The 26412-nt window shown below is 71.7% G+C and carries 23 protein-coding genes, 1 pseudogene and 1 riboswitch; of the genes and pseudogenes, 11 read left to right on the forward strand and 13 right to left on the reverse strand.

Annotated elements, in window-relative coordinates; translation table 11 throughout:
- Positions 1-127 precede the first annotated feature (127 nt).
- On the forward strand, positions 128-703 hold the full coding sequence (locus ACIBA9_RS34010; protein ID WP_399369141.1) for an NADAR family protein: 576 nt from the start codon (positions 128-130) through the stop codon (positions 701-703).
- 219 nt (positions 704-922) lie between these two features.
- Here ACIBA9_RS34010 and ACIBA9_RS34015 read toward each other — a convergent pair whose 3' ends face one another.
- Entirely contained in the window at positions 923-1834 is a 912-nt protein-coding gene (locus ACIBA9_RS34015) for a DUF4190 domain-containing protein (RefSeq protein ID WP_399369143.1), read from the reverse strand.
- A gap of 18 nt (positions 1835-1852) precedes the next feature.
- On the opposite strand from ACIBA9_RS34015, the pseudogene ACIBA9_RS34020 reads away from it, so the two are divergent.
- From ACIBA9_RS34020 to ACIBA9_RS34030, 3 genes and pseudogenes are all read left to right on the forward strand, one after another.
- Positions 1853-3059 (forward strand): annotated as a pseudogene (locus ACIBA9_RS34020) (adenosine deaminase).
- Between the two features lie 119 nt (positions 3060-3178).
- A complete protein-coding gene (locus tag ACIBA9_RS34025) occupies positions 3179-3868 on the forward strand; it encodes a glycerophosphodiester phosphodiesterase (protein ID WP_399369145.1) in 690 nt (229 codons plus the stop codon).
- 188 nt (positions 3869-4056) lie between these two features.
- Entirely contained in the window at positions 4057-5229 is a 1173-nt protein-coding gene (locus tag ACIBA9_RS34030; RefSeq protein ID WP_399369147.1) for a serine hydrolase domain-containing protein, read from the forward strand.
- Between the two features lie 12 nt (positions 5230-5241).
- On the opposite strand, the gene ACIBA9_RS34035 is transcribed toward ACIBA9_RS34030, so the two are convergent.
- The 3 genes from ACIBA9_RS34035 to ACIBA9_RS34045 all read right to left on the reverse strand — a co-directional run bounded on the left by ACIBA9_RS34035 (position 5242) and on the right by ACIBA9_RS34045 (position 8662).
- On the reverse strand, positions 5242-5772 hold the full coding sequence (locus tag ACIBA9_RS34035; protein ID WP_399369149.1) for a hypothetical protein: 531 nt from the start codon (positions 5770-5772) through the stop codon (positions 5242-5244).
- 74 nt (positions 5773-5846) lie between these two features.
- The gene (locus tag ACIBA9_RS34040; RefSeq protein ID WP_399369151.1) at positions 5847-7040 is read right to left on the reverse strand and encodes an extracellular solute-binding protein; all 1194 of its coding nucleotides are present in this window, start codon (positions 7038-7040) and stop codon (positions 5847-5849) included.
- A 182-nt stretch (positions 7041-7222) separates the two neighbouring features.
- Complete coding sequence (locus tag ACIBA9_RS34045; RefSeq protein WP_399369153.1) at positions 7223-8662, reverse strand: gamma-aminobutyraldehyde dehydrogenase; 1440 nt, start codon at positions 8660-8662, stop codon at positions 7223-7225.
- A gap of 206 nt (positions 8663-8868) precedes the next feature.
- Between ACIBA9_RS34045 and ACIBA9_RS34050 the strand changes: the two genes are divergently transcribed.
- The 7 genes from ACIBA9_RS34050 (at position 8869) to ACIBA9_RS34080 (ending at position 15726) form a co-directional block, all read left to right on the forward strand.
- Positions 8869-9387: an Lrp/AsnC family transcriptional regulator gene (locus tag ACIBA9_RS34050; RefSeq protein WP_362161102.1), complete on the forward strand. Its 519-nt coding sequence runs from the start codon at positions 8869-8871 to the stop codon at positions 9385-9387.
- Positions 9372-10754, forward strand: coding sequence for an aspartate aminotransferase family protein (locus ACIBA9_RS34055; protein ID WP_362161099.1), 1383 nt, complete (start codon positions 9372-9374; stop codon positions 10752-10754). Before ACIBA9_RS34050 ends, ACIBA9_RS34055 begins: the two co-directional genes overlap by 16 nt.
- Positions 10755-10944: 190 nt before the next feature.
- Positions 10945-11685, forward strand: a complete 741-nt coding sequence (locus ACIBA9_RS34060; RefSeq protein ID WP_399369155.1) for an ABC transporter ATP-binding protein — start codon at positions 10945-10947, stop codon at positions 11683-11685.
- Entirely contained in the window at positions 11667-13187 is a 1521-nt protein-coding gene (locus ACIBA9_RS34065) for a hypothetical protein (RefSeq protein ID WP_399369157.1), read from the forward strand. Before ACIBA9_RS34060 ends, ACIBA9_RS34065 begins: the two co-directional genes overlap by 19 nt.
- 122 nt (positions 13188-13309) lie before the next feature.
- Complete coding sequence (locus tag ACIBA9_RS34070) at positions 13310-13717, forward strand: VOC family protein (RefSeq protein ID WP_362161090.1); 408 nt, start codon at positions 13310-13312, stop codon at positions 13715-13717.
- Between the two features lie 35 nt (positions 13718-13752).
- Entirely contained in the window at positions 13753-14877 is a 1125-nt protein-coding gene (locus ACIBA9_RS34075) for an LOG family protein (RefSeq protein WP_399369159.1), read from the forward strand.
- A gap of 159 nt (positions 14878-15036) precedes the next feature.
- On the forward strand, positions 15037-15726 hold the full coding sequence (locus ACIBA9_RS34080) for an LAETG motif-containing sortase-dependent surface protein (RefSeq protein ID WP_399369161.1): 690 nt from the start codon (positions 15037-15039) through the stop codon (positions 15724-15726).
- A 102-nt stretch (positions 15727-15828) separates the two neighbouring features.
- On the opposite strand, the gene ACIBA9_RS34085 is transcribed toward ACIBA9_RS34080, so the two are convergent.
- The 9 genes from ACIBA9_RS34085 to pyrH all read right to left on the reverse strand — a co-directional run bounded on the left by ACIBA9_RS34085 (position 15829) and on the right by pyrH (position 26382).
- Positions 15829-16848 carry an ABC transporter ATP-binding protein gene (locus ACIBA9_RS34085; RefSeq protein ID WP_399369163.1) on the reverse strand — a complete coding sequence of 340 codons (1020 nt, stop codon included), beginning with the start codon at positions 16846-16848 and terminating at the stop codon, positions 15829-15831.
- On the reverse strand, positions 16848-18449 hold the full coding sequence (locus ACIBA9_RS34090) for an ABC transporter permease (RefSeq protein ID WP_399369165.1): 1602 nt from the start codon (positions 18447-18449) through the stop codon (positions 16848-16850). The genes ACIBA9_RS34085 and ACIBA9_RS34090 overlap by 1 nt, the downstream gene beginning before the upstream one ends.
- Positions 18450-18496: 47 nt before the next feature.
- On the reverse strand, positions 18497-19579 hold the full coding sequence (locus ACIBA9_RS34095; protein ID WP_399369167.1) for a thiamine ABC transporter substrate binding subunit: 1083 nt from the start codon (positions 19577-19579) through the stop codon (positions 18497-18499).
- Between the two features lie 81 nt (positions 19580-19660).
- Positions 19661-19768: riboswitch (TPP riboswitch) on the reverse strand.
- Between the two features lie 28 nt (positions 19769-19796).
- A complete protein-coding gene (gene rlmN, locus ACIBA9_RS34100; RefSeq protein ID WP_399369169.1) occupies positions 19797-20903 on the reverse strand; it encodes a 23S rRNA (adenine(2503)-C(2))-methyltransferase RlmN in 1107 nt (368 codons plus the stop codon).
- 312 nt (positions 20904-21215) lie between these two features.
- The gene (locus tag ACIBA9_RS34105) at positions 21216-21932 is read right to left on the reverse strand and encodes a CDP-diacylglycerol diphosphatase (RefSeq protein WP_399369171.1); all 717 of its coding nucleotides are present in this window, start codon (positions 21930-21932) and stop codon (positions 21216-21218) included.
- 286 nt (positions 21933-22218) lie between these two features.
- Positions 22219-23487 (reverse strand): cytochrome P450, encoded by a 1269-nt coding sequence (locus tag ACIBA9_RS34110; RefSeq protein ID WP_399369173.1) that lies wholly within the window; start codon positions 23485-23487, stop codon positions 22219-22221.
- Positions 23488-23742: 255 nt separating this feature from the next.
- Positions 23743-24885 (reverse strand): phosphatidate cytidylyltransferase, encoded by a 1143-nt coding sequence (locus ACIBA9_RS34115; RefSeq protein ID WP_399369175.1) that lies wholly within the window; start codon positions 24883-24885, stop codon positions 23743-23745.
- A complete protein-coding gene (gene frr, locus ACIBA9_RS34120; RefSeq protein ID WP_161294514.1) occupies positions 24885-25442 on the reverse strand; it encodes a ribosome recycling factor in 558 nt (185 codons plus the stop codon). Before frr ends, ACIBA9_RS34115 begins: the two co-directional genes overlap by 1 nt.
- 181 nt (positions 25443-25623) lie before the next feature.
- Positions 25624-26382 carry a UMP kinase gene (gene pyrH / locus ACIBA9_RS34125; protein WP_362161063.1) on the reverse strand — a complete coding sequence of 253 codons (759 nt, stop codon included), beginning with the start codon at positions 26380-26382 and terminating at the stop codon, positions 25624-25626.
- Positions 26383-26412 lie beyond the last annotated feature (30 nt).

Here is a 26412-nt window from a genome sequence, read left to right on the forward strand (position 1 = left end):
CCATAGGGCTGCAACAAGTGATTCCGTTGTTGCCTTTTGGTTACGCAACGGAATCTGTCGACCAGGTGTCGAGTCACGGCGGAAAAGGACGGACGGAGTGTCAGTGGTGCGTGCCAGACTCGCGTGCATGGGGAAGATCGATGGGCGGGAAGCGCTGATCAGCGAGGTCCGGGCGGGCGGCCGCGTGAAGTACCTGCACTTCTGGGGACACCGGCCGCGGCCCGACGGCGGGATCGGCGCGAGCTGTCTGAGCCAGTGGTGGCCGTCACCGTTCGTGGTGGACGGCGTGCGGTACGCGACGGCCGAGCACTGGATGATGGCCGGCAAGGCGCGGCTGTTCGGGGACGCCGAGGCGGAGCGCCGGGTCCTTCAGGCCACGCATCCGTCCGAGGCCAAGAAGGCGGGGCGACTGGTCCGGGGCTTCGACGACGCGATATGGCGGCGCGAGCGGTTCGCAGTCGTGGTCGAGGGCAGCGTGCACAAGTTCGCGGCCGACGGGGACCTGCGGGCGTTCCTGCTCGGCACCGGCGACCGGGTCCTGGTGGAGGCGAGCCCCGTGGACCGCGTCTGGGGCATCGGCCTCGCGGCGACGGACGAGGCGGCCTCGGACCCGGAGCGATGGCGCGGCCCCAACCTGCTGGGCTTCGCTTTGATGGAGGCGCGGGAGAGGTTGAGGGGGGCAGGGTTGAGGGGTAGGGGCTGAGGGTGGCGGGTTGAGGGGTGTTGGGTTCGGTGGGGGGGGGTGCCGAGGGGTGCCTAGGGTCGCGCGGTGGCTCGGGCGTCATGCCGAGCTCCCGACCTGCCGAGCCCCGGGCCTGCTGAACCCCTGACGCTCGGCCCCGCCTCAGGGACCCCCCTCAGGGGTTGCCCTCCCTCAGGGGTTGCTCCCCTCAGGCGTTGGCCCGCCTCAGGGGGCTGCCCCTCAGGGGTTGAGCGCGATGACGAAGGCGAACAGTCCGAGTACCAGGACGATGCCGACCGCTCCGCAGATCAGCCCGGCCAGCGCCACGCCCGGGTTGGTGGCCTCGCCCCGACGGGCCTTGCCCCGGCCGATCGCGCCGAAGATGACCGCCAGGATGCCCAGCACCAGCGCCACCGGCCACAGCAGGAAGCCGATGGACGCGAGGATGCCCAGCACCAGGGAGGCCGTTCCCAAGCCGTCGCGCGGCGGCGGCCGCAGACCGGGCCAGCCGTAACCGCTCGGACCCGGGTAGGGGACGGCGTACGCCGGCTGCTGTCCCTGCCCGGGGTAACCGTAGGCCGACGGGCCGCCCGGGTATCCGTACGGCACCTGCCCCGGACCGTCGGGCGCGATGGGGGGCGGCGGGACCGGCTCCACTCCCCCCTGCCGCGCGGTGGGCGGGGCGAAGGGGTTCGCCGGCGGTGGGTAGAGCGGAGGGGCGACGGGCCCGGCCGGCGGCGCGAACGCCTGCACCGCGGGCGCGGCGGGGGCGCCCGGACCGGCCCACGGTGCGGGGCGGAACGCGGGCCCGGAGCCGGGCCCGGACGGGGCCCCGGCGCCGGCCTCGGCGCTCACGGGCGGAGCCGTCGGCAGCGAGGGCAGCGTCCGCTGGTCGGCGGCGGGGGCGGAGCGCGGACCGGGGACGGGGCCTTGGGCGGAACCGGCGGGCCCGGGCGGGGAGCCGGGGACCGGACCGGCGCCGGAACCCGAGCCGACGGCGGAGTCGGAAACAGGGAGCTGGGCCGGTGCCGCGTCCCGCGGCTCGGCGGGCGTCGGTGGTGCCGTCGGCTTGTCCAGGGACACGCGAGGTGACGCCGGTGCTCCCCCGGCGCTCCGCTCCGACGGTATGGGCTGCGGCACCTCGTCGGACATGCTGGAGGACCCCTTCTGCTGGACGTCCCGTCATGTTACGGCCGGCTCAGGACGGCGCGGACCGGGGCCTACGATGATCCCGCGTCATCGATCAGCCGATCACCGCGCCCGGACCGGACTCCGTTCCGCGGGCGCCCGTCCCGGGGAGGACCCCATGACCGACAGCAGCTCCGTACCCGCCGCCGGCACGGCCGCCCGCGATCTGCGGACCTTCATCGCCGGGCTGCCCAAGGCCGAACTGCACGTCCACCACGTCGGCTCCGCCTCCCCCCGCATCGTCTCGGAACTGGCCGCCCGCCACCCCGACTCCAAGGTGCCCACCGACCCCGAGGCCCTGGCCGACTACTTCACCTTCACCGACTTCGCGCACTTCATCGACGTGTATCTGTCGGTCGTCGACCTCATCCGCACCCCGGAGGACGTCCGGCTGCTCACCTATGAGGTGGCCCGCGACCTGGCCCGCCAGCAGGTGCGGTACGCCGAGCTGACCCTCACCCCCTTCTCCTCCACCCGGCGCGGGATCGAGGAGACGGCGTTCATGGCCGCGATCGAGGACGCCCGGAAGGCGGCCGAGGCCGATTTCGGGACGATCCTGCGCTGGTGCTTCGACATCCCCGGCGAGGCCGGCCTGGAATCCGCGGAGGAGACCGTGCGGCTGGCCACCGACGACCGGATCCGCCCGGAGGGCCTGGTCTCCTTCGGCCTCGGCGGGCCCGAGATCGGTGTGCCCCGGCCGCAGTTCAAGCCGTACTTCGACCGGGCCATCGCGGCGGGGCTGCACTCCGTCCCGCACGCCGGTGAGACGACCGGCCCGGAGACGGTGTGGGACGCGCTGAACGACCTGCGCGCCGAGCGCATCGGGCACGGCACCAGCTCCGCGCAGGACCCCAGGCTGCTCGCGCACCTCGCCGAGCACCGCATCCCGCTGGAGGTGTGCCCGACCTCCAACATCGCCACCCGCGCGGTGCGCACCCTGGAGGAGCACCCGCTCAAGGAGTTCACCCGCGCCGGGGTGCTGGTCACGATCAACTCGGACGACCCGCCGATGTTCGGCACCGCCCTCAACAACGAGTACGCGGTGGCCGCCCGTCTGCTCGACCTGGACGAGCGTGGCCTCGCCGACCTCGCCAAGAACGCCGTAGAGGCGTCGTTCCTGGATCCCGAGGGCAAGGCGCGACTCGCGGCGGAGATCGACACCTACACCGCCGACCGGCTCGCCGGCTGAGGTCCGCCCACCGCGCCCCGCCCCACCGCGCCCTTCCCCGCCACCCGCCACCGCCACGGCGACACGGCCGCGGCGACCTCACGGCACGGCAGGCCTCACGGCACGGCCACAATGGAGGCATGCAGACCGTGACCGCCGTGGCCCACCGCGGCGACCCCTACCGCTTCCGCGAGAACACGATCGACTCGCTGCGTTCCGCGCTCGACCAGGGCGCGGACGCGGTCGAGGTCGACGTACGGCTCACCCGTGACGGTGTCCCCGTGCTGCTGCACGACGGGAGCCTGGAGCGGCTGTGGCAGGTGCGGCGGCCGCTGCGCGCGCTGTCGGCCGAGGAGCTGCGCGGACTCACGGCGGGCGGTGTGCCGACGTTCGCGGAGGCCTTGGCCGCGACCGGGGACAGCCGGGTGATGGTGGACCTGTGCGGGCGGGTGGACCGGCGGTTCGCGGACCGGGTCGTGGACGTGGTCCGGCAGAGCGGGGCGCGGGACCGCGTCTACTACTGCGCGGGCGCCGAGGCGATGCTCGCCGTCCGTGCCGCCGACCCGGCCGCCGAGATCGCCCTCACCTGGACGAGCCTGGCCCCGCCCCGGCCGGCGCTGCTGGACGCGGTCGAGCCGCGCTGGCTCAACTACCGCTTCTCGCTGGTGACCCGGGACCTGGCGGCGCGCGTCCACCACGAAGGCCGGCTGTTGTCGGTGTGGACCCCGGACACCCGCCGCTCCCTGCGCCGGCTGCTGGACCTGGGGGTCGACTCGATCACGACGAACCGGATCGACGTCCTGCACGCCCTGCGCACCCAGGACGTCTGACTCCTCGGCATCCCCCATGGGGGCAACCTGTTCCCGTAGGGGACACCCCGGACAACTCCGCTACCTCCGCGGGGCGTTGTCGCAGGGACACGTCCGGGTCGCAGCTCCCTCCTGGTGAGGATCCGTGGCCCGGCGCGCGGACGGAGGATGATCGCGAACCGTCACCGCGATCATTCGAGGAGTCACCCATGCGCCGAGACAGCCGCGCCACCGTCCTGGCCGCCGGACTCGCCGTCGCGCTGGCCGCCGGCCCGCTGGCCGCGCCCGCCTTCGCCGCACCCGGCCGGCCGACGACGGCAAGCGCTCCGGCCCTCGCGCGGGCCGGCGGGGCGAACGGCACGACCTCCGGCCCGGACGCCGAGGCCCTCGCCGCGGCGATAGCCGGACTTCCCGACCACGACGCCACCGCGGCCCAACTGCGCGTCGGCGGCCAGGGAACCTGGCGCGGCACGGCCGGGGTGCGGAACATCCGGAGCGGGGCGCCGGCCCTGGAGAACGGTCGGTTCCGCGCCGGTTCGGTGACCAAGGTGGTCACGGCGGCGATCGTGCTGCAGCTGGCCGCCGAGAAACGCCTCGACCTCGACGGCACCGTGCAGCACTACCTGCCGGGCCTGCTGACCGAGGACTTCGCCCCGATCACCGTGCGCGAGCTGCTCGACTTCACCAGCGGCCTGCACTCGGGCGCGTCCCTCGGCGACACGGTCGAGGACGGTTACCCGCACCGCTTCGAGACACTGACGCCCCGGCAGGTCGTGGCGGCGTCCGTGGCACAGGGACCGGGGTACGAGCCGGGCACCCACCAGGAGTACGACAACATCCACTACACCGTGCTCGGCATGCTCATCGAGAAGGTGACCGGCGACTCGTACGCGCACCAGGCGGCGGTGCGGATCTTCAGGCCGCTGGGGATGCGGGACAGTTCCTTCCCCGTGGGCGCGGACCCCTATATCCACGGGCCGCACGACCGGGGCTACGACTGGATCGACGGCAAGCTGGTCGACGTGACCGACTGGAACATGTCCGACCGCTGGGCGGCCGGCGATCTGATCTCGACGACCGCCGATCTGGAGCGGCTGCTGGTGGGCCTGTTCCGGGGCCGGGTGGTGCCCGAACCACAGCTGAAGGAGATGTTCACGCTTCCCGACGTGCCCGGCGCGCGCTACAGCGCCGGCCTGGAGCGGTTCGACCTGAACGGCAAGGTGATCTGGGGCAAGACGGGATCGCGGCCCGGTTACGCCACCGTGATCGCCGCGACCCGCGACCTGTCCCGCACCCTCGTCTACTCGGTGGAGTCGACGGACGCGAAGGGCGACGGCCGGCCCACCGCCGAGCGGTTCGGCTACCCCGCGTTCAACCGCTGAGCCCCGGCTCGGTCACCCGGTCACGGCGACGGCGGTGGGCACGGGCGGCCCACCGAGGGCCTCCAGCCGTTTGATCTTCCTGCGTACGACGTACAGCGGGACGACACCGAAGATCCCGAACGACATGTCGATCAGGGTCCACCAGAAGGGGATGCCGCGCACCGGTCCGCACACGAGGGCGAGCGGGACGATCCCCGCGCAGGCGATCATCCCGAACTCGATCACCCAGATGTTGCGGACCGGGTCCCGGTACGGGCCGTAGAAGGCGACCGCGATGACCAGGTGCGCGTACGCCAGCCAGTCGGTCCCGTAGAGCACGAACGGGTACTCGGCGTCGACGGTGTCGAGCCCGCGCCGCACCCTCGCGATCCATTCCACGAGGGCCGGCAGGTGCTCGGGCACGGACAGCGCGCGCAAGGCGCCCTCGGTCCAGCGCAGTTCGTGCACCAGCGGGAAGGCGGTGGCCCCGCTGAGCACGAGACACACGACGAAGATGACCAGCCAGACACGGATGCCCCGGAGAAGGGCGGCTCTGTCGCTCATGATCAGAGAGTACGCCTACATTTGAACGTGTTCAAAACCCTCTCGTGCGGGTCGGGCCGCCGTACCGTGCCGTCTCACAGCCCCGCGATCCGGTTCCACCGCTTCGCGAACTCCACCCGTTCCGTGGAGGTGATGTCCCGGGCGATGGCGAGGCGTTCGCGCATGCCGGAGTCGGGGAAGATCAGGGTGTTGTTCGCGAGGGCCGCGGTGTCCTTGTCCTTCGCCGTCGCCAGGACCTCGCGGGCGGCGGGGACGGGGCAGACGTAGTTGACCCAGGCGGCGAGTTTCGCGGCGACCTCGGGGTCGTAGTAATAGTCGACCAGGCGCTCGGCGTTGGCCTTGTGGCGGGCGCGGTCGGGGATCATCAGGGAGTCCGACCACAGCTCGGCGCCCTCCTCGGGGACGACGAAGTGGATGTCGGGGTTGTCCGCCTGGAGCTGGATGACGTCACCGGAGTACGCCTGACAGGCGAGGACATCGCCGCTGACCAGGTCCTTGGTGTAGTCGTTGCCGGTGAAGCGGCGGATCTGGCCCCGCCGGACCTCTCGTTCGACCTGGTCGCAGACCCGGTGGAAGTCGTCGGCGGTCCAGCGGGTGATGTCCACCCCGTTGCCCTGCATCAGCAGCGCGAAGGACTCGTCCAGGCCGGACAGAAGCGTCACGCGGCCCTTCAGGTCGCTCGCCCAGAGGTCCTTCACGTGCCGTATCTCGCGGCCGAGCTTCCTGCGGTTGTAGGCGATGCCGGTGATGCCCGACTGGTAAGGCACCGTGTACCGGCGCCCCTTGTCGAAGGCGGGCGAGCGCAGCAGCGGGTCCAGGTGCTTCGCCACGTTCGGCTGGTGGGCCCGGTCCATCTGCTGCACCCAGCCCAGCCGCACGAACCGGGCGCACATCCAGTCGCTGACGACGATCAGATCCCGGCCGGTGGACTGATGGTTCATCAGCGCGGGGCTGATCTTGCCGAAGAACTCGTCGTTGTCGTTGATCTCCTCGACGTAGTCCACGGAGATCCCGGTGCGCTTCTCGAACCCCTCCAGCGTGGGCCGCCGGTTGGGGTTGTCGTCGTCGGTGTCGATGTACAGCGGCCAGTTCGCCCACTTCAGCCTTCTGTCGGCCGCGGAGGTGTCGGCCACCGCGCGCTCGCCGGGGGCGACGTAGGCGGCGGGGACCCCGCAGCCGGCCAGGGCGCCGAGCGCGGCGGTGCCGCCGAGGGCGCGCAGGAGGGAACGGCGGGACGGCGCGGGGGTACGTGACGAAGTCTGGGGCACCCCGGCAGCATGTCGCCCCCGCGCGCGGCCGGACAATCGACGCTGCGTCGAGCAAGCCCCGGCCTGCCGGACACCTTGTCGATCAATGGCCCCGGACGAGGACACGACCGGCCCCGGACGGGGATGCGAGCCCGTCCGAGGCCGGTCGTGTCATGCCGTACGCCCCCGTGGAGCGCGGGGCGTCACTCGCCGAGCGAGGTCATGACGTGCTTGATGCGGGTGTAGTCCTCGAAGCCGTACGCCGACAGGTCCTTGCCGTAGCCGGACTTCTTGAAGCCGCCGTGGGGCATCTCGGCGACCAGCGGGATGTGGGTGTTGATCCACACGCAGCCGAAGTCGAGCTTCTTGGACAGGCGCATCGCGCGGGAGTGGTCCTTGGTCCACACCGAGGAGGCGAGGGCGTACTCGACGCCGTTGGCCCACTCGACGGCCTGGTCCTCGTCCGAGAAGGACTGCACGGTGATGACCGGGCCGAAGACCTCGTTCTGGACGATCTCGTCATCCTGCTTGAGGCCGGAGACGACGGTCGGGGCGTAGAAGTAGCCCTTGTCGCCGACCCGCTCGCCGCCGGTCTCGACCTTGGCGTGCGCGGGCAGGCGGTCGATGAAGCCCGCGACCTGCTTGAGCTGGTTCGGGTTGTTCAGCGGGCCGAAGAGGACGTCCTCGTCGTCCGGCTGACCGGTCTTCGTCTCGGAGGCGGCCTTGGCGAGCGCGGCCACGAACTCGTCGTGGATGGACTCCTGGACCAGGACGCGGGTCGCGGCCGTACAGTCCTGGCCGGCGTTGAAGAAGCCGGCGACCGAGATGTCCTCGACGGCCTTGGCGATGTCGGTGTCCTCGAAGACGACGACCGGGGCCTTGCCGCCCAGCTCCAGGTGGACCCGCTTGACGTCCTTGGAGGCGGACTCGGCGACCGAGATGCCCGCGCGGACGGAGCCGGTGATGGAGGCCATCGCCGGGGTCGGGTGCTCGACCATCGCGCGGCCGGTGTCGCGGTCGCCGCAGATGACGTTGAAGACGCCCTTGGGCAGGATCGAACCGATGATGTCGGCGATCAGGACCGTGGAGGCCGGGGTGGTGTCGGACGGCTTCAGGACGACCGTGTTGCCGGCCGCGATGGCGGGGGCGAACTTCCACACGGCCATCATCATCGGGTAGTTCCAGGGGGCGACCTGGGCGCAGACGCCGACCGGCTCGCGGCGGACGATCGAGGTCAGCCCCTCCATGTACTCGCCGGCCGAGCGGCCTTCGAGCAGCCGGGCCGCGCCCGCGAAGAAGCGGATCTGGTCGACCATCGGCGGGATCTCCTCGGAGCGGGTGAGCCCGACGGGCTTGCCCGTGTTCTCCACCTCCGCCGCGATCAGTTCCTCGGCGCGCTCCTCGAAGGCGTCCGCGATCTTCAGCAGGGCCCGCTGCCGCTCGGCGGGGGTCGTGTCGCGCCAGGCCGGGAAGGCGCGGGCCGCGGCTTCCATGGCGGCGTCGACGTCGGCCTGTCCGGACAGCGGCGCGGTCGCGTACGCCTCGCCCGTCGCGGGGTTGACCACCTCGGTGGTCCGTCCGTCGGCGGCGTCCCGGAACTCACCGTCGATGTAGTTGCGCAGACGACGCAGCTCGGTGCTCACTGCCGGCCTCCTGATCTGGTTCGAGGGTTCTAGCGGCTCAGCCGGTGCAGCCCGCTCCGGCTGTCCAATCGCTGAGACACCCCACCCTAATCGCCATACCGACGTTTTCAACACCCCCGCCGCCATCACTTCTGCGAAATCCGCACACTGCGGGCTCCCAGACAACGAATTTCATCGCTCAGGGCTTGCGAAACTGTCGAGACCTCGTGCACAGTGGCGTCGTGGCCAGTCGAAGCGCAGACCAGAGGGACTCGTCCCGCGAGTCCAGGAGCGGCACCCCTACCTTGGATGCCGTCTCCCTCGCCATCATTCAGCAGCTCCAGGAGGACGGCCGCAGGCCCTACGCCGCGATCGGCAAGGCCGTCGGCCTCTCCGAGGCGGCCGTGCGCCAGCGCGTCCAGAAGCTGCTGGACCAGGGCGTGATGCAGATCGTCGCCGTCACGGACCCGCTCACCGTGGGCTTCCGCCGGCAGGCGATGGTCGGGATCAACGTCGAAGGTGATGTCGAGTCGATCGCGGACGCGCTGACTGACATGTCGGAAGTCGAGTACGTGGTGATGGCCGCGGGCTCGTTCGACATCCTCGCCGAGATCGTCTGCGAGGACGACGACCACCTGCTGGGCGTCATCAACAAACGCATCCGGGCGCTGCCCGGCGTGCGCTCCACCGAGAGCTTCGTCTACCTCAAGCTCAAGAAGCAGACCTACATGTGGGGAACCCGATAACCGTGAGTTCTAAGGACCTCAGCAAGACCGCGTACGACCACCTGTGGATGCACTTCACCCGCATGTCCTCGTACGAGAACTCCCCCGTCCCGACCATCGTGCGGGGCGAGGGCACCTACATCTACGACGACAAGGGCAAGCGCTACCTCGACGGTCTCGCGGGTCTGTTCGTGGTCCAGGCCGGTCACGGCCGCACGGAACTCGCCGAGACCGCGTTCAAGCAGGCCCAGGAGCTGGCCTTCTTCCCGGTGTGGTCCTACGCCCACCCCAAGGCCGTCGAGCTGGCCGAGCGCCTCGCCGACTACGCCCCGGGCGACCTGAACAAGGTCTTCTTCACCACCGGCGGCGGCGAGGCCGTCGAGACCGCGTGGAAGCTCGCCAAGCAGTACTTCAAGCTCCAGGGCAAGCCGACCAAGTACAAGGTCATCTCCCGCGCGGTCGCCTACCACGGCACCCCGCAGGGCGCCCTGTCGATCACCGGCCTGCCGGCCCTGAAGGCCCCCTTCGAGCCGCTCGTCCCGGGCGCGCACAAGGTGCCGAACACCAACATCTACCGCGCCCCGCTCTTCGGCGACGACCCGGAGGCCTTCGGCCGCTGGGCCGCCGACCAGATCGAGCAGCAGATCCTCTTCGAGGGGCCGGAGACGGTCGCCGCGGTCTTCCTGGAGCCCGTGCAGAACGCCGGCGGCTGCTTCCCGCCCCCGCCCGGCTACTTCCAACGCGTGCGCGAGATCTGCGACCAGTACGACGTACTGCTCGTCTCGGACGAGGTCATCTGCGCCTTCGGCCGCCTCGGCACGATGTTCGCCTGCGACAAGTTCGGCTACGTCCCGGACATGATCACCTGCGCCAAGGGCATGACCTCGGGCTACTCCCCGATCGGCGCCTGCATCATCTCCGACAAGCTCGCCGAGCCGTTCTACAAGGGCGACAACACCTTCCTGCACGGTTACACCTTCGGTGGCCACCCGGTCTCCGCCGCGGTGGGCGTGGCCAACCTCGACCTGTTCGAGCGCGAGGGCATCAACCAGCACGTGCTGGACAACGAGGGCGCCTTCCTGCAGACCCTGCAGAAGCTGCACGACCTGCCGATCGTCGGCGACGTCCGCGGCAACGGCTTCTTCTACGGCATCGAGCTGGTGAAGGACAAGCACACCAAGGAGTCGTTCAACGACGAGGAGACCGAGCGCGTCCTGTACGGCTTCCTCTCCAAGGCGCTGTTCGACAACGGCCTGTACTGCCGTGCCGACGACCGTGGCGACCCGGTCATCCAGCTCGCCCCGCCGCTGATCTCCAACCAGGAGACCTTCGACGAGATCGAGCAGATCCTGCGCGCCACCCTCACGGAGGCGTGGACGAAGCTCTGATCATCCGACTGGATGATCGACCCCGGCCCCGGTGCCGTCCGTTCGAGTGGGAACGGCGGCCCGGGGCCGTGTGCTGTCCGGCCACACCGCACCGGCTGCCTAGCGTTCCAGTGACCGATCGGCCCAGCCCTCGTTCCCCCGCACGGGGGAACAGGCACGGGAAAACGGATCTGAACCGAGGTGTACGCCCATGGAGGCCCCGCCGGACAACGACGTGCTCTGGGCACGCTCACTGCACTTTCTGCACCCCGACGGCTCCCCCGGTCTCGCCGGGGTCTCGTTCGGCGTGCGGGAGGGCGAGATCCTCGCCGTCAGCGGCCCACGCGGCAGCGGCAAGACCACGCTGCTGCGCTGTCTGTCGGGCCAGGTGCCGGTGCGGCACGGCGAGGTCTGGTTCAACAGCTCGCCCGTCCACACCCTCGGGCCGATGGCGCGGGAGCGGCTGCGCCGGGAGCGCTTCGGCTGGATCGACCCGGAGCCGGTCCTGATCCCCGAGCTGAACGTCTGGGAGAACGCCGCGCTGCCGCTGATGCTGCGCGGCACCAGCCGCCGGCGGGCCAAGGTGGCCGCGTTGGAGTGGCTGGAGCGCCTGGACGTGGGCGACAAGGCGCGCAGACGGCCGCACGAGCTCCAGCACACCGAACGCCAGCGCGTCGCCATCGCCCGCGCGCTCGCCCCCGCGCCCACGGTCCTCTTCGCCGACGAGCCGACCGCCCCGCTGCACCGCGCCGACCGCGCCCATGTCCTGCGCATGCTCACCGCGGCGGCCCGCTCGCACGGCATCACGGTGGTCCTCGCCACGCACGACCCGGACACCGCCGCCCTCGCCGACCGCACGGTGGGCCTGCTGGACGGCCGGCGTGTGAACACCGTGCACCTGCCGGACGTCGCCGACGCGGAGGGCCGGGCCGCGTGCTCGCTCTCCGTCTGACCCGCGCCGCCCGCCCCGCCGTCCAGCTGCGCCGCCTGCTGGTGGCGGCGGCCTCGGCGGGCACCGGATTCCTGCTGCTGTCCTGCCTGGGCTACGCCCTGAAGCACCCCGCGGCGGCGGACGCCGCCGCGCTGCGCCTGGCGTGGTGCGCGCTGCCGCTGGCCGCCACGGTGTACTTCGCGCTCGCGGTCGCCCGCACCGACCCCGGCACCCGGCAGCGCTCCGGACTCTCCGCCGTCGGCCTCGGACCGGCCCGGCTGATGGCGATCTCGGCCCTCACCACGGCCCTGGCGTGCGCTCTCGGTTCGACGCTGGCCCTGCTGGCCTTCCTGCATCTGCGCGGCGATCTGACGGGGATGCCCTTCGACGGCGCCGCGGCGGACTTCCTGGCGGCGGACCAGCCCCTGCCCGCCCCGGCCACCCTCATCCTGCTGTCCCTGACGCCGGCCATCACCTCGGCGGCCGTGGCCCTCGCCTTCCGGCCGACCGATCCCCGCCCCACCGCGGGGTTCCGAGGGTACGGGCGCTTCGGCGCGTACGGGCGCGCCGCGCGGCGCGAGACGTTCGGGGCCTACGGACGGTTCGGGGCGAGGCGCCGCCCCCGGCCCGCGGACGCCGCGCCGAAGGAAGCGGACGCCACCGGGACGCGGGACGCCACCCCCGCCGTGCCGACGGGCGGGGCGGCCGTCGCCCTGAGCGGCGCGGCAGTAGTCTCGGTGGCCGACGGCACCACGCCGGTGTCGCGCGGCGCGGGGCCGTCCGGGCTTCCTGCCCCGGGCGGTCCGCCCACCGGCGAGCCCCCGGCCCCGGACTCGGTGGTCACGGCCGAGACCCCGGCCCCGGAGGACCCCGGGTCCGCCGGCTCCCCTTCGGCCGACGCCGCCCTGGCCGGAGCCGACCGGGTCTCCGCCGGACTGGGCCTGCCCTGGGGCATCGCCCTCCTCGCCGCCGGCCTCGCCCTGCCGGCGTACGCCGACCGCTCCACCTCCGCCCCCTCCCTCACCACCCTCCCCGGCGGAGCCGTCGCCGTGCTGCTCGGCTGGTCGCTCACCGCCGCCGGGCTCGTCCTGGCCGCCCCCGGTCTCACCGATCTGAGCGGCCGGCTGCTTCAGGCGGCGCGCCCGGGTGCGCTACGGCTGCTCGCGGGCCGGGTCCTCATGGCGGAGGCCGGCCGGATCGGCCGGCCCCTGGGCGTGGTCTGCGCGGTGGCGTCCGCCGGCTACGCCATGGCCACCCTGTACGACCACTCGGCGCGCGCCGTCGGGCCGCTGACCACCCTCGGCGCGGCCCTGGTCGGCGGCTGCGCGGTCGCGACCCTGCTCACCGCGGCGGTCGAGGCCCGCCAGTGCCGCGCCGACACCATCGCGGCCCTGCTCCGCCTCGGCGCGCCGGCCACCATGCTGCGCGCCGCCGCCGCCCTCCGCGCGGCCGTCCTGATCGGCCTGTTCGTCCCGCTCACCGCGGTGATCGCCGCGCTGGCGGCCCTGCCGCTGGTCCGCTGAGCGGTCCCGTTTCGACGATTCCCTCACCCCGCCGATGAGTTCGGCGGGGTACGCCGGTCTACCCACCGACCGCGATCCGGCGCGGACGGACGACCATGTCGAACCCTGACGGGAGAGCCCCCATGTACCAGCAGATGATCTTCGTCAACCTGCCCGTGAACGACCTCGACGCCTCGAAGAAGTTCTTCACGGAACTCGGCTACACGATCAACGCCCAGTTCAGCGACGAGAAGGCCACCTCGGTGGTGATCAGCGACACCATCGTCGCGATGCTGCTCACCAAGCCGTTCTACGCGTCCTTCACCAAGAAGGAGATCGCCGACGCGACGACGACCAGCGAGGTGCTGCTCTGTCTGAGCGCGGAGAGCCGCGAGAAGGTCGACGAGCTGGTCGACAAGGCGCTCGCGGCCGGCGGCACGGCGAGCGGCGAGACCCAGGACCACGGCTTCATGTACGGCCGGGCCTTCGACGACCTCGACGGCCACACCTGGGAGGTCATGTGGATGGACCCGTCGGCGGTCCAGGGCTGACCCGTCCGGCCGGACGACCGTGCCAGCATGGGCGGGTGCATCCGATACCCGCCCAGCCGCAACCACCCGCCCCCGACCGCGAGATAGAGTCCCTCGCCGAGTTCGACGAGGTGGTCGCCGCGCACGGCTCACTGACCGGGTTCCGTGTGCAGGCCGTCGACCTGACCGCCCGCACCGACGCCCTGCTCGGCCTCGACACGACGGGCGCCGTCTTCCTCGGCTGCCCGATGGAACCCGAGGCCGCCGCCCGGGTCCGGTCGTCGGGCGCCCTGGTGTTCCCCCCGATGCCCGGCCTCCCCTTCGACCCCTACCGCGGCTTCGTCTACGCGCCGGACGAGCTGTTCGCGTCACTGGGCGAGGGCTACGAGGCGACACCGGACGCGCGGGCCTACGCCTGGTTCCAGCGGACGAAGGCCGACGGCGACGTCTTCGCCTCGATGCTCAGGGCCGTCCACGACGACGCCGTCTCCGACGCCCTGGACGAACTCCTCGTCAAGTCAAGGGTGGTGGGGGTCATGGGCGGACACGCCATGGCGCGCGGTACCACCGCCTACGCCGGCGCCGCCCGGCTGGGCCGCGAGCTGACCCGTGCCGGGTTCACGGTGGCCACCGGGGGCGGGCCCGGTGCGATGGAGGCGGCGAACCTCGGTGCCTACGCCGCGCCCTTCGACGACGGCATGCTCGACGACGCGCTCGGGATCCTCGCCGCGGCCCCCTCGTTCCGCCCCTCGGTCACCGACTGGGCGCGGGCCGCCTTCGAGGTCCGCGAACGCTGGCCCGGCGGCGGGGAGTCGGTGGGCATCCCCACCTGGTTCTACGGCCACGAGCCGCCGAACGCGTTCGCCGCGCACATCGCCAAGTACTTCGCCAACGCCACCCGCGAGGACGGCCTGCTGGCCCGGTCCACCGCCGGTGTGGTCTTCCTGCCGGGTGCCGCCGGGACCGTACAGGAGATCTTCGACAACGCGACCCCGAACTACTACGAGTCGCGCGGCGAGCCGACGCCGATGGTGCTCGTGGACGAGGCGCACTGGACACGGGAGTTGCCGGCGTGGCCGTTGCTGCGGTCGCTGGCGCGGGGGCGGTCAATGGAGTCCCGAATCACCCTCGTTGACCGGATCGAGCAGGCTCCGGCCGCGATCAAACGTCTCGGTGGTTAATAAACGGGCAAAGCCGCTCGCTGTTGACGGCATATGCATTGACACTGCCGACGGAGCGCTTATAGACCTGTGAGCCACTTGGGGGCGCTGGGACATCACCTCATCCGTCGTCCCAACTCCCCCTCAGCCCCCCGCAGTTATGCTCTGTAAAGGACAAACGTGTCCATAACTCGTCGTAGTGCACGCCGTTCCGTGCGCGCCCTCGGTGTCGCGTCCGCCTCGGCCGCGGTGGTGCTCGGACTGTCGAGCTCCGCCTTCGCCTGCGCCATCGGTGACTTCAAGGCCGAGGCCAAGTGCGACGGTGCCAAGGGCGTCATCGTCGTCACCGACATCGATGCCTCCGGCGTCCCGGCCGCCGTCAGCGTCTTCCTCGAGGGTGCCGGCGGCGTCGAGACGAAGGTCGCCGACCAGGTGGTCAAGGGATCCAAGGAGGGCACCCAGGCCACCTTCCGGGAGGACTGGAAGCCGAACGCGACCTACCGTGTCCACATCAAGGCGGGCAACATCGTCGACGCCGACGTCAAGCCGGATCTGGTGACCCCGTCCACCGCCTGCAAGAAGGAGGAGAGCCCGACCCCGACGCCGCCGGCCTCCTCGACCCCGACGCCGTCGAAGTCGGCCCCGACCGGGTCGGCGACCCCGACGCCGTCGGCCTCCCGGTCCACCCCCGCCCCGGCGGGCACCCCCGGCAACGCGCCGTCCCCGGCGGCCGCCGACTCCAACCTCGCCGAGACCGGCGCCGACTCCAACACCGGCCTGATCGCGGGCGTCGCGGCCGCCCTGGTCGTCGTCGGTGGCGGCGCGGTCTTCTTCGGCATGCGCCGGCGCGGGGCCCGCAACGACGGCTGACCCCTCGCCCCCCGCACCACACCGCGGCCCGTCCCCGTCACCGGGGACGGGCCGCGGTCGTACGCCCGCCAGGCCGGGGTGCCCGGTCATGGCGCCCCGTGATCAGCTGAGCAGGACGATCTCCGCCGGGTCGAACTCCACGCCGACCGCGTCTCCGACCCCGGGCGCGTCCCGGAGCGCCGAGGCCGCCTCCAGGGGCGGGCCGTCCTGGGGGCGCAGGCGGACGGACACATGGGTGCCCTTGAAGGTGCGGGCGGTCACCGTGCACGGCAAACCCTCGCCGGGCGCCACGAGCCGTACCCCGGCGGGCCGGACGAGGAGCGTGCGGTCGCCCTGCGCGCAGCCGTCGGGCACCGGCAGCTTGCCCCAGGCGCTGTCGGCCGCGGTCCCGGCGACGGTCGCCGGGACGATGTTGTCGAAGCCGAGGAAGCGGGCCACGAACGCGTCGGCTGGCCGCTGCCAGACCTCCAGAGGCGTCCCGGACTGGGCGATCCGCCCGTCCCGCATCACCACCACCCGGTCGGCCAGCGCGAACGCCTCGCCCTGGTCGTGGGTCACGGCGAGCACGGTCGTCCCCAACCGGCCGAACAGCTCGCGCAGTTCGACCACCAGGCGTTCGCGCAGCGAGCGGTCGAGCTGCCCGAGCGGCTCGTCCAGCATGAGCAGCCGGGGCCGGGGCGCCAGCGCCCGGGCGAGGGCCACGCGCTGCTGCTCGCCGCCGGAGAGGGAGGCCACGGCCCGCCGTTCGGCACCGGGCAGCCCGACCAGCTCCAGCAACTCCCCCACCTTGGCCTCGCGTTCGCCCTTGGCGACCCCGTGCATACGCAGCCCGAAGGCCACGTTGGCGCCGACGTCCCGCTGCGGGAAGAGCTGATGGTCCTGGAACATCAGCCCGACACCCCGCCGGTGCGCGGGCGCGTCCCGCTGGTCGCGCCCGTCGAGCAGCACCCGCCCGGAGTCCAGCCGCTGGAGCCCGGCCACCGCGCGCAGCAGTGTGGACTTGCCGCTGCCACTGGGCCCGAGCACACACACCACCTCGTGCTCGGCGACCGCGAGGTCGACCGCGTCGAGCACGGGCCGCCCGCCGAAGCGTACCGTCGCGGCGTCGAGGCCCAGCAGCATCAGAACTCCCCCGTCCTGTCGGTGCGCAGCCGCTCGAGGACGAGCAGCGCGAGCGCGCACACCACCATCAGAATCGTCGAAAGGGCCATCGCCTGGCCGTAGTTGAGATCGCCGGGACGGCTCAGCAGCCGGGCCACGGCGACCGGGAGCGTCGGGTTGTCGGGCCGGGCGATGAACACGGTCGCCCCGAACTCGCCGAGCGAGACGGCGAACGCGAACCCGGCCGCGACCAGCAGCGCCCGCCGCACCATCGGCAGGTCCACCTCGCGCCACACCCGCCACGGCGAGGCTCCGAGCACGGCCGCCGCCTCCCGGAGCCGGCCGTCCACCGCACGCAGCACGGGCAGCATGGTCCGTACGACGAAGGGGGCGCCCACCAGCGCCTGGGCGAGCGGCACCAGGATCCAGGACTGGCGCAGGTCCAGCGGCGGCTTGTCGAGGGCGATCAGGAACCCGAAGCCGACGGTCACGGCGGACACGCCGAGCGGGAGCATGAGCAGCGCGTCGAAGCCCCGTACCAGCCGCCCCGCGTCCCGGCGGGCCAGCGCGGCGGCGGCGAGGCCGCCGATCACCACGGCGATGGCGGTGGCGGCGGCCACGTACTGCAGCGAGGTCCACACGGCGTGCACCGGCGCCACCAGGAACGTACCGCCGTCGGAGTTCGTCAGCGCCCGATAGTAGCCGAGGCCGGGCGCGTCCAGGGAGCGGCGGACCAGGACGGCGAGCGGCAGCACCAGGAGCAGGGCGATGGTGGCGAGGACGGCTCCGAGCAGCGCCCGCTGCCGTACGCCGCGCGGCCTGCGGGCGGTCGTTCCCGGGTCGACGAGGCGCAGCGCGGTCTCCCGCCGCCGTACGGTCCAGGCGTGCACGGCGAGGATCGCGCCGACGGCCGCGAACTGCACGAGGGTGAGGACGGCGGCCGTGGACAGGTCGAAGACCTCGGAGGTCTGCCGGTAGATCTCCACTTCGAGGGTGGAGAAGGTGGGGCCGCCGAGGATCTGCACGACACCGAAGGAGGTGAAGGTGAACAGGAACACCATCAGCGCGGCAGCGGCCACCGCGGGCGCGAGCGCGGGCAGGGTGACCTTCCGCCAGGCCGCGAACGGCGAGGCGCCCAGCATCCGGGCGGCCTCCTCCTGCCGGGGATCGAGCTGGGCCCACAGACCGCCGACCGTGCGCACGACGACGGCGTAGTTGAAGAACACGTGGGCCAGCAGGATCGCCCACACGGTGGTGTCCAGCCGTACCCCCCACAGCTCGTCGAGCAGTCCGCCCCGTCCGACGAGCGCCAGGAAGGCGCTGCCGGCGACGACGGTCGGCAGCACGAAGGGAACGGTCACGACGGCCCGCAGCAGCCGCTTGCCCGGGAAGTCCAGACGGGCGAAGACATGGGCGGCGGGCAGGGCGAGCAGCAGGGTGAGCGCGGTGGAGGCGAGCGCCTGCCAGGTGGTGAACCACAACACGTGCCGGATGTCCGGTTGCGTGACGACGTCCGTGATCCGCCCGAACTGCCAGCCACCGTCCGTCTTCAGGCCGCGGCCGACGATCGCGGCCACGGGCCAGGCGAAGAACAGCGCGAAGAACGCGACGGGCAGGGCCATCAGGCCCAGCCGTGCCGCGCTTGTCCGGCCGCCGCTCCGGCGCGGGGCTACTTCAGTACGAGTGACGTCCACGTCTTGACCCACTGGTCGCGGTCGGCGGCGATCTTGTCGGGGGCCAGGATCTGGGGGTCCGCGGCCTGGGGGCCGTACTTCACGAACTCCGGCGGCACCTGGGCGCCCTTGCGCACCGGGTAGACGAACATGTTCAGCGGCATGTCGTCCTGGAACTCCCTGCTGAGCAAGAAGTCCAGGAGCGCCTTGCCACCCTTGGCGTTCCGCGCGTTGCTCAGCAGTCCGGCGTACTCGGTCTGGCGGAAGCAGGTCCCGGCCGACACCCCGGTCGGGGCGGTCGCGGGCCGCTTCTTGGCGTAGATCACCTCGGCGGGCGGGGAGGAGGCGTAGGACACCACCAGCGGCCGGTCGCCGCCGGCCTTCCTGCCCTCGGAGGAGCCGGAGAACTCCTGGTAGTAGGCCTGCTCCCAGCCGTCGACGACCTTGACGCCGTTGGCCTTGAGCTTCTTCCAGTAGTCGGGCCAGCGGTCGTCGCCGAACTTCGCGGCGCTGCCGAGCAGAAAGCCGAGGCCGGGCGAGGAGGTGGCCGCGTTCTCGGTGACCAGGAGGTTCTTGTACCGGGGGTCGGCCAGGTCGGCGAAGGTCCGCGGCGGGGTCAGCTTGTGCTCGCTGAAGTAGGCCTTGTCGTAGTTGACGCAGATGTCGCCGGTGTCGACGGGCGTGACACGGTGCCTGTCCTGGTCGACCCGGTACGGCGGCAGGACCAGAGCGGAGTCCTTGGCCCGGTACGGCTGGAACAGCCCGTTGTCCAGGGCCCGGGAGAGCAGGGTGTTGTCGACGCCGAAGAGGACGTCGCCCTGGGGGTTGTCCTTGGTGAGGAGGGCCTTGTTGACGGCCTGTCCGGCGTCGCCGTCCTTGAGGACCCTCACCTTGTACCCGGACCGCTTCTCGAAGTCCTCGAGGACGTTCTTGGAGACGGCCCAGGAGTCGTGGCTGACGAGGGTCACGGTCTTGGCGTCCGTGGCCTTCACGGTGCCGCCCGACCCGCACCCGGTCAGGGCGGGGAGGGCGGCCAGGCAGAGCCCCGCCGCCACGGCCACGAAGGTCTTGTTGTGCACTGGATGTCCTCCTGGGGGTTGGCCAGGAAGAGACGCGGCCCCGCCCGGGCTCCACGAGGGGACCCGGGCAGGGCGCAACAGCATGAGTGATGACCGAACTTCCTACCCAGAATGACCTGGGCGAGGTTCAGAGGGTCTGCGGCCCGATCGCCGCACTCTCAGCGCTGTGGCGCTCCCCTGTCGGAATATGAAGATATGTGGACTGGACCCGGCCAGGTTACCGCTCGGTGGCGGCGAGCTGACCACACGCCCCGTCGATCTCCTGACCACGGGTGTCCCGGACCGTGACCGGCACCCCGTGCGCGGCGATTGCCTCGACGAACGCCTTCTCGTCCTCCGGCCGGGAGGCGGTCCACTTGGAACCCGGCGTCGGGTTCAGCGGGATGAGGTTGACGTGCACCGGCCTGCCCCGCAGCAGCCGGCCGAGCCGGTCACCGCGCCAGGCCTGGTCGTTGATGTCCCGGATCAGCGCGTACTCGATGGACAGCCGGCGGCCGGACTTCTCGCTGTATTCGAAGCCGGCGTCCAGCACCTCGCGCACCTTCCACCGCGTGTTCACGGGGACGAGGGTGTCGCGCAGTTCGTCGTCGGGGGCGTGCAGGGAGATCGCGAGCCTGCACTTGAAGCCCTCGTCGGAGAACCGGTGGATGGCCGGCACCAATCCGACGGTCGAGACGGTGATCCCGCGCTGCGAGAGCCCCAGTCCGTCCGGGGCGGGGTCGGTGAGCGCGCGGATGGAGCCGACCACGCGCTTGTAGTTGGCGAGCGGCTCGCCCATCCCCATGAAGACGATGTTGGACAGGCGCGCCGGTCCCCCGGGCACCTCGCCGTCCCGCAGCGCCCGCATGCCGTCCACGATCTGGTGGACGATCTCGGCGGTGGACAGGTTCCGGTCCAGGCCCGCCTGCCCGGTGGCGCAGAACGGACAGTTCATGCCGCATCCCGCCTGCGAGCTGATGCACATGGTGACCCGGTCCGGGTACCGCATCAGCACGGACTCGACGAGCGTGCCGTCGAACAGCCGCCACAGCGTCTTGCGCGTGGTCCCCTGGTCGGTCGACAGATGCCGGACGACGCTCATCAGCTCCGGGAACAGCGCCTCGCGCAGCTTCTCGCGGGAGGCGGCGGGGATGTCGGTCCACTGCTCGGGGTCGTGCGCGTACCGCGCGAAGTAGTGCTGCGAGAGCTGCTTGGCGCGGAACGGCTTCTCACCGATCTCGGCCACCGCGTCCTTGCGCTCGGCGGGCGAGAGGTCGGCGAGATGCCGCGGCGGCTTCTTGGCTCCGCGCGGGGCGACGAAAGTGAGTTCTCCGGGTGCAGGCATAACACGTCCAGTGTCGCAGATCATCGCCGGGGGCCCAGGCCAGAGCGGGGTGGGGGTGGTCACCCGCGGGCGGCGACTGTCAGCGTTGGTCGACCTCGGACGGCCCAGGGACGGCCCGCACCCGTCCGGCGTCGTCGATGTTGATGCGGAAGGCTGTCGTCCGCGTGTGCCCGGCCGTACGGCCGGGCACACGCGAGGAACGACCTCCTCCTACGCGGCGGTGCGACGGGCGGAGCGCTGGGAAGGCCCGCCGTGGTTCCGGTGGGCCTTCGTGGGCGTAGGGGTCCTGTGCGGAGTCTTCGTCCTCTTGGCTCAGTTGTACACCAGCAGGTAGTCGCAGGTGCTGGTGCCGTTGTGGAGGGAAGTGTCGCTGTTGAGGACGTAGAACGATCCGGCGAAGCCGGCGGTGGTCATCTTGGGCACCACGATCAGGGTCTGGTCCGCCATGTTCAGGCCGGACGGCACCACCACATAGCGGTAGAGCAGCGTGAAGAGGTTCTGCGCGAGGTTGGGGAGTTTGAGGATCCGGTAGGTGCGGTCCCCGCTGCCCGGGGGGCCCGAGACGGCGGACTGGTTGGCCGGGGCGTTCCACTGCGAGGGCTGGGTGGCCAGACGGCCCATCGTGTCGAGTTCCTGCAACCGTCGCTGGGTACTGGCCCGGACACCCGCCATGTGGATGTGCAGCTGGTCGAAGCGGCGGGCGCCCTGCGAGTTGATCCCCAGCCCGATGTTGGGGTACTGCACGGGGAAGCTCCCCCCGCTCCGCGCGTTCTCCCACGCGTCGTTCCAGTAGTTCTCCGCCCCGGAGGTCTCCAGGAACGGGCATTCGATGCCGGTGATCCGGCAGGTGGGGATCAGGAGGTAGTTGTGCTGGTTCTCCGGCTTGCCGTGCAGGACGACGTAGTTCGGCGTCGTCTTCAGGCAGGCGGGCTTCGGCTGCGGTGGCGGCGGGACCGTCCCGTGGGTGCAGTACTGGACGTCGTTCCACAGCGGGTCGTTGTCGGTGGGCTGGCCGCACAGGGGTCGCATCTGCGGGGGCGGGCAGGGACTCGAACCGGAACCGGGAGGCGCGGGCGGGGTGGGGCACGTATCGGGCGAGGGCCCCGTCCGTACCGGGCCGGCCGCCGCCGACGCGCTTCCGATCGCTCCGGCGCCGGTCAGGAGTGTTGCCGCGCCGATGGCCCCGGAGAGCGCGACGAACTGTCGCCGGGGGACCTCGTTCGAACTCTTCTGCTCAGGCATGCGTGATCTCCGATGGTGAGGACGGTGGCCGAGAACCGGGAGTTAGGACCGGGAGTGAGGATCGTGGGGGGATCTACCAGGTCACGGGGAGGGTTCGGGGGCCGCGGATCAGGCCTTGGCGTTGGAACTCGACGTCCTCGGGGGGCACGGCCAGGCGTAGTGCCGGGAACCGGGTGAGGAGCGTGCCGATCAGGACCTCGGCCTCCATGCGGGCCATGATGGCGGCCAGGCAGTGGTGGGGGCCGTGCCCGAAGGCGAGATGGGGGGCGCCCTCGCGGTCGAAGTCCAGGGCGTCGGGGTCGGGGAAGACCTCGGGGTCGCGGTTGGCGGCGAGGTAGGCGTTGTAGACGACGTCACCGGCGCGGATCAGCCGGCCGCCGACCTCGACGTCCTCGAGCGCGACGCGCGGGATACCGACGCCGTTGCGGTGTGGGACGTAGCGGAACAGCTCGTCCACGGCCTTCGGCAGCAGTTCCGGCTCCCGGCGCAGTCGGTCCATCTGCTCGGGGTGGGTGAGCAGCGCGTACATCATCGAGCCGCTGTTGTTGCGGACCGCGTGGCCGCCGCTGACCTGGATGGCGGTGGTGAGGGAGATCGCCTCGTCGTCGGTGAGCTCCCCCGCCGCCACGGCCTGCGCCAGTACCCCGGCGAGGTCCTCGCGCGGCTCGTCACGACGGCTGCGGAGCAGTTCGACGATGCGGGCCCGGGCGTCCTGGGCGGCCTCGCGGGCGCGCTGCTCGGACTCGGTGCCCGCCGACAGCAGGGCCTCTCCCGTCGCCGCCCACCGGTGCCAGTCCTTCTCGTCCACGCCGAGGAAGTCCCGGATCACGGCGATCGGGAACGGGCCGTGCAGATGCTCCATGAGGTCCGCAGGGGCGCCCTGGCGTTCCATCACGTCGAGCAGTTCTCCGGCCCGGCGCTCGGCCAGCGGCCGCATCCGCCGCATGCTGTTGCCGGTGAACGCGCGGGCGACGACCCGGCGCAGCCGGTTGTGCCGGGGCGGGTCGATGTACTGCAGGCCCGCCGTCTGGGAGGCCACCGGTACCGGGCGCATGCTGGTGATGTCGCGGCCGACGAGCCGCTCCCGGGAGAAGCGCGGGTCGGCGGTGACGAAGCGGACGTCCTCGTAGCGGGTGACCAGCCAGGCGTCCCCCTCGCCGTGCGGCAGCCTGATCCGGGTCACCGGCTCCTCGCGCAGCAGTTCGTCCAGGAACGGGTCGGGGTCGAGCGCGGGCAGGTCGTCGACGGGCCAGAAGCGCACCTGCGGGGCGGGCGGCGCGGAGGCCGGGTCGACCGGCGCGGAAGCCGGGTCGACCGGCGCGGAAGCTGGGTCGAGAGGCATCGCACACTCCCTGCGGCGTCTGGGGCGACGGCGGACAGCACCCTGCGGCGTCGAACGCGACGGAGGACACGCCGTCCGCACACCGAGCGTCCTCTCAGGGAGTCTGCCGTCCACCGGCCGGGCCCGGCGATTTCTGCTGCGGCATCCGGGGTCCGGGGCATGGCAGGGGGCCGGCGGCCCCGGAAGCGGCCCGGACAACGGCGAAGGCCCCCGCCTGTATCCAGGACGGGGGCCCGCAAGCCGTACGGCGTGTGCTCACGTGGAGCCGACGAACACCACCAGCAGCAGCCAGACGACCGGCGCCGTCGGCAGCAGCGAGTCGAGCCGGTCCATGATGCCGCCGTGCCCGGGCAGCAGGGTGCCCATGTCCTTGATCCCCAGGTCCCGCTTGATCATGGACTCGCCGAGGTCACCGAGGGTGGCGCTGACCGCGACCGCGAGCCCCAGCAGCAGGCCCTGCCACCAGGTGCCGTCGTCGATCAGGAACCGCGTGCACAGCGCGCCCGCGACCATGGCGAACGCCACCGCGCCCAGCAGGCCCTCACGGGTCTTGCCGGGGCTGATGCGCGGGGCGAGCTTGTGCCTGCCGAAGCGCCAGCCGACCGCGTAGGCACCGGTGTCGCTGACGACCGTCAGCAGCAGGAAGGTCAGGACCCGCCAGGGGCCGTCGTCGGCGGCCAGCATCAGCGCGACGAACGTGGCCAGGAACGGCACGTAGAACGCCGCGAAGACGCCGGCCGTGACGTCCTTGAGGTAGCCCTCCGGTGGCTCGGTCATGCGCCAGACCAGAACGGCCAGGGCCGTCAGGGCCATGGCGACCCACGCGCCCTCGGCGCCGCGCACATAGCCGGCGACGACCATCGCCGCACCGCCGACCGCGAGCGGCACGAGCGGCGCCTTGATGCCCTTGCGCTCCTGCAGCCTGCTGGTCAGCTCCCACAGACCGACGACGACGGCGACCGCCACCACGCCGACGAACACGGCTTTGACGACGAACAGCGACGCGATGATCACCACACCGAGCCCGACGCCGACCCCTATGGCCGCGGTCAGGTCACGGCCCGCGCTCTTCTTCTGCGGCGCTGGCGCCGGATGCGGGGCGTCGGGCATGGGCTCCGGATTCTGGGTCTCGGCCGGGACGGGCCGGTCCTGGAAGGTCTGGTCTCTCAGCGAGGGGCCGCCCGGCCGAGCGGCCCCCCGGACGCCGTCCTGGCCACCGCCGTAGGCGCGTACGTCGGGCACGAGGGGCATGGGGCGAGTCCGCTGCGCTTCAGGCGCATCGTACGCGGGGCCCGCCGGGGCGTCCCCCTGGGCAGGCCGGCCCGGCCTGCCCTCGGTGGACCCCCAGTACCCGGCCTGGCCCACCGGTGGCGGCACCGCCCAGGAAGAGTCGCTCATCAGACTTCGAGCAGCTCCGCTTCCTTGTGCTTGAGGAGCTCGTCCACCTGGGCGACGTACTTGTGCGTGGTGTCGTCCAGCTCCTTCTCCGCGCGACGACCCTCGTCCTCGCCGACCTCGCCGTCCTTGACGAGCTTGTCGAGGGCCTCCTTGGCCTTGCGGCGCACGGAGCGGATCGAGATCTTGGAGTCCTCGGCCTTGCCGCGGGCGACCTTGATGTAGTCGCGGCGGCGCTCCTCGGTGAGCTCGGGGAACACCACTCGGATGATGTTGCCGTCGTTGCTGGGGTTGACGCCCAGGTCGGAGTCGCGGATGGCCTGCTCGATGTTGCGCAGCGCGCTCTTGTCGAACGGGGTCACGACCGCCATGCGCGGCTCCGGCACGGAGAACGAGGCCAGCTGGTTGATCGGCGTCGGGGCACCGTAGTAGTCGGCCACGATCTTGTTGAACATCGCCGGGTGCGCACGGCCGGTGCGGATCGCGGCGAAGTCCTCCTTGGCGACCACGACGGCCTTCTCCATCTTCTCCTCGGCCTCGAGGAGGGTCTCTTCGATCACCACTTGCTCCTGCGTGTCTTGAGTGAGGCCCGGCTGCGGTTCCTGTGACGGGCGGCGGCCGGCTGCGTCGCGTCTTATTCCTGCACGGTTCCCGACCGGCAGGACATTGTCCATCCCCCGGCCAGGGCGCGTCCCGTCCGTACCCGGACAGGTGACTGCCCCGCGCGCCGGAGCGTGCCGGTCAGTCCCGGCTGTCCTGGTCACCCACCAGCGTGCCGATCTTCTCACCCTTGACGGCACGGGCGATATTGCCCTCCGCGAGAAGCTCGAACACGAGGATCGGGAGCTTGTTGTCGCGGCACAGCGTGACGGCAGTCGCGTCGGCGACCTTGAGGTCCCGGGTGATGACCTCGCCGTATCCGAGGGCGTCGAACTTGACGGCGTCCGGGTTGGTCTTGGGGTCGGAGTCGTAGACCCCGTCCACGCCGTTCTTGCCCATGAGCAGCGCCTCGGCGTCGATCTCCAGGGCGCGCTGGGCGGCGGTGGTGTCGGTGGAGAAGTACGGCATTCCCATACCGGCGCCGAAGATGACCACGCGGCCCTTCTCCAGGTGGCGCACGGCACGCAGCGGGATGTACGGCTCGGCGACCTGGCCCATGGTGATGGCGGTCTGCACCCGGCTGTCGATGCCCTCCTTCTCCAGGAAGTCCTGGAGGGCGAGGCAGTTCATCACGGTGCCGAGCATGCCCATGTAGTCGGAGCGGGCGCGGTCCATGCCCCGCTGCTGGAGCTCGGCGCCACGGAAGAAGTTGCCGCCGCCGATGACGACCGCGACCTGCGCGCCGTCGCGGACGACGGCCGCGATCTCACGGGCGATCTTGTGCACCACGTCCGGGTCCACGCCCAGGCCGCCGCCACCGGCGAACGCCTCTCCGGACAGCTTCAGCAGAAACCGGCCGCTTACTTTGCCGTCGTCGCTCTTCTCGGCTTTGGTGGTCATGGGAGTTCCCGCCTCTTTCACGTGTTGCAC

The organism is Streptomyces sp. NPDC051452 (genome assembly GCF_044454765.1).
Classification (GTDB): domain Bacteria; phylum Actinomycetota; class Actinomycetes; order Streptomycetales; family Streptomycetaceae; genus Streptomyces.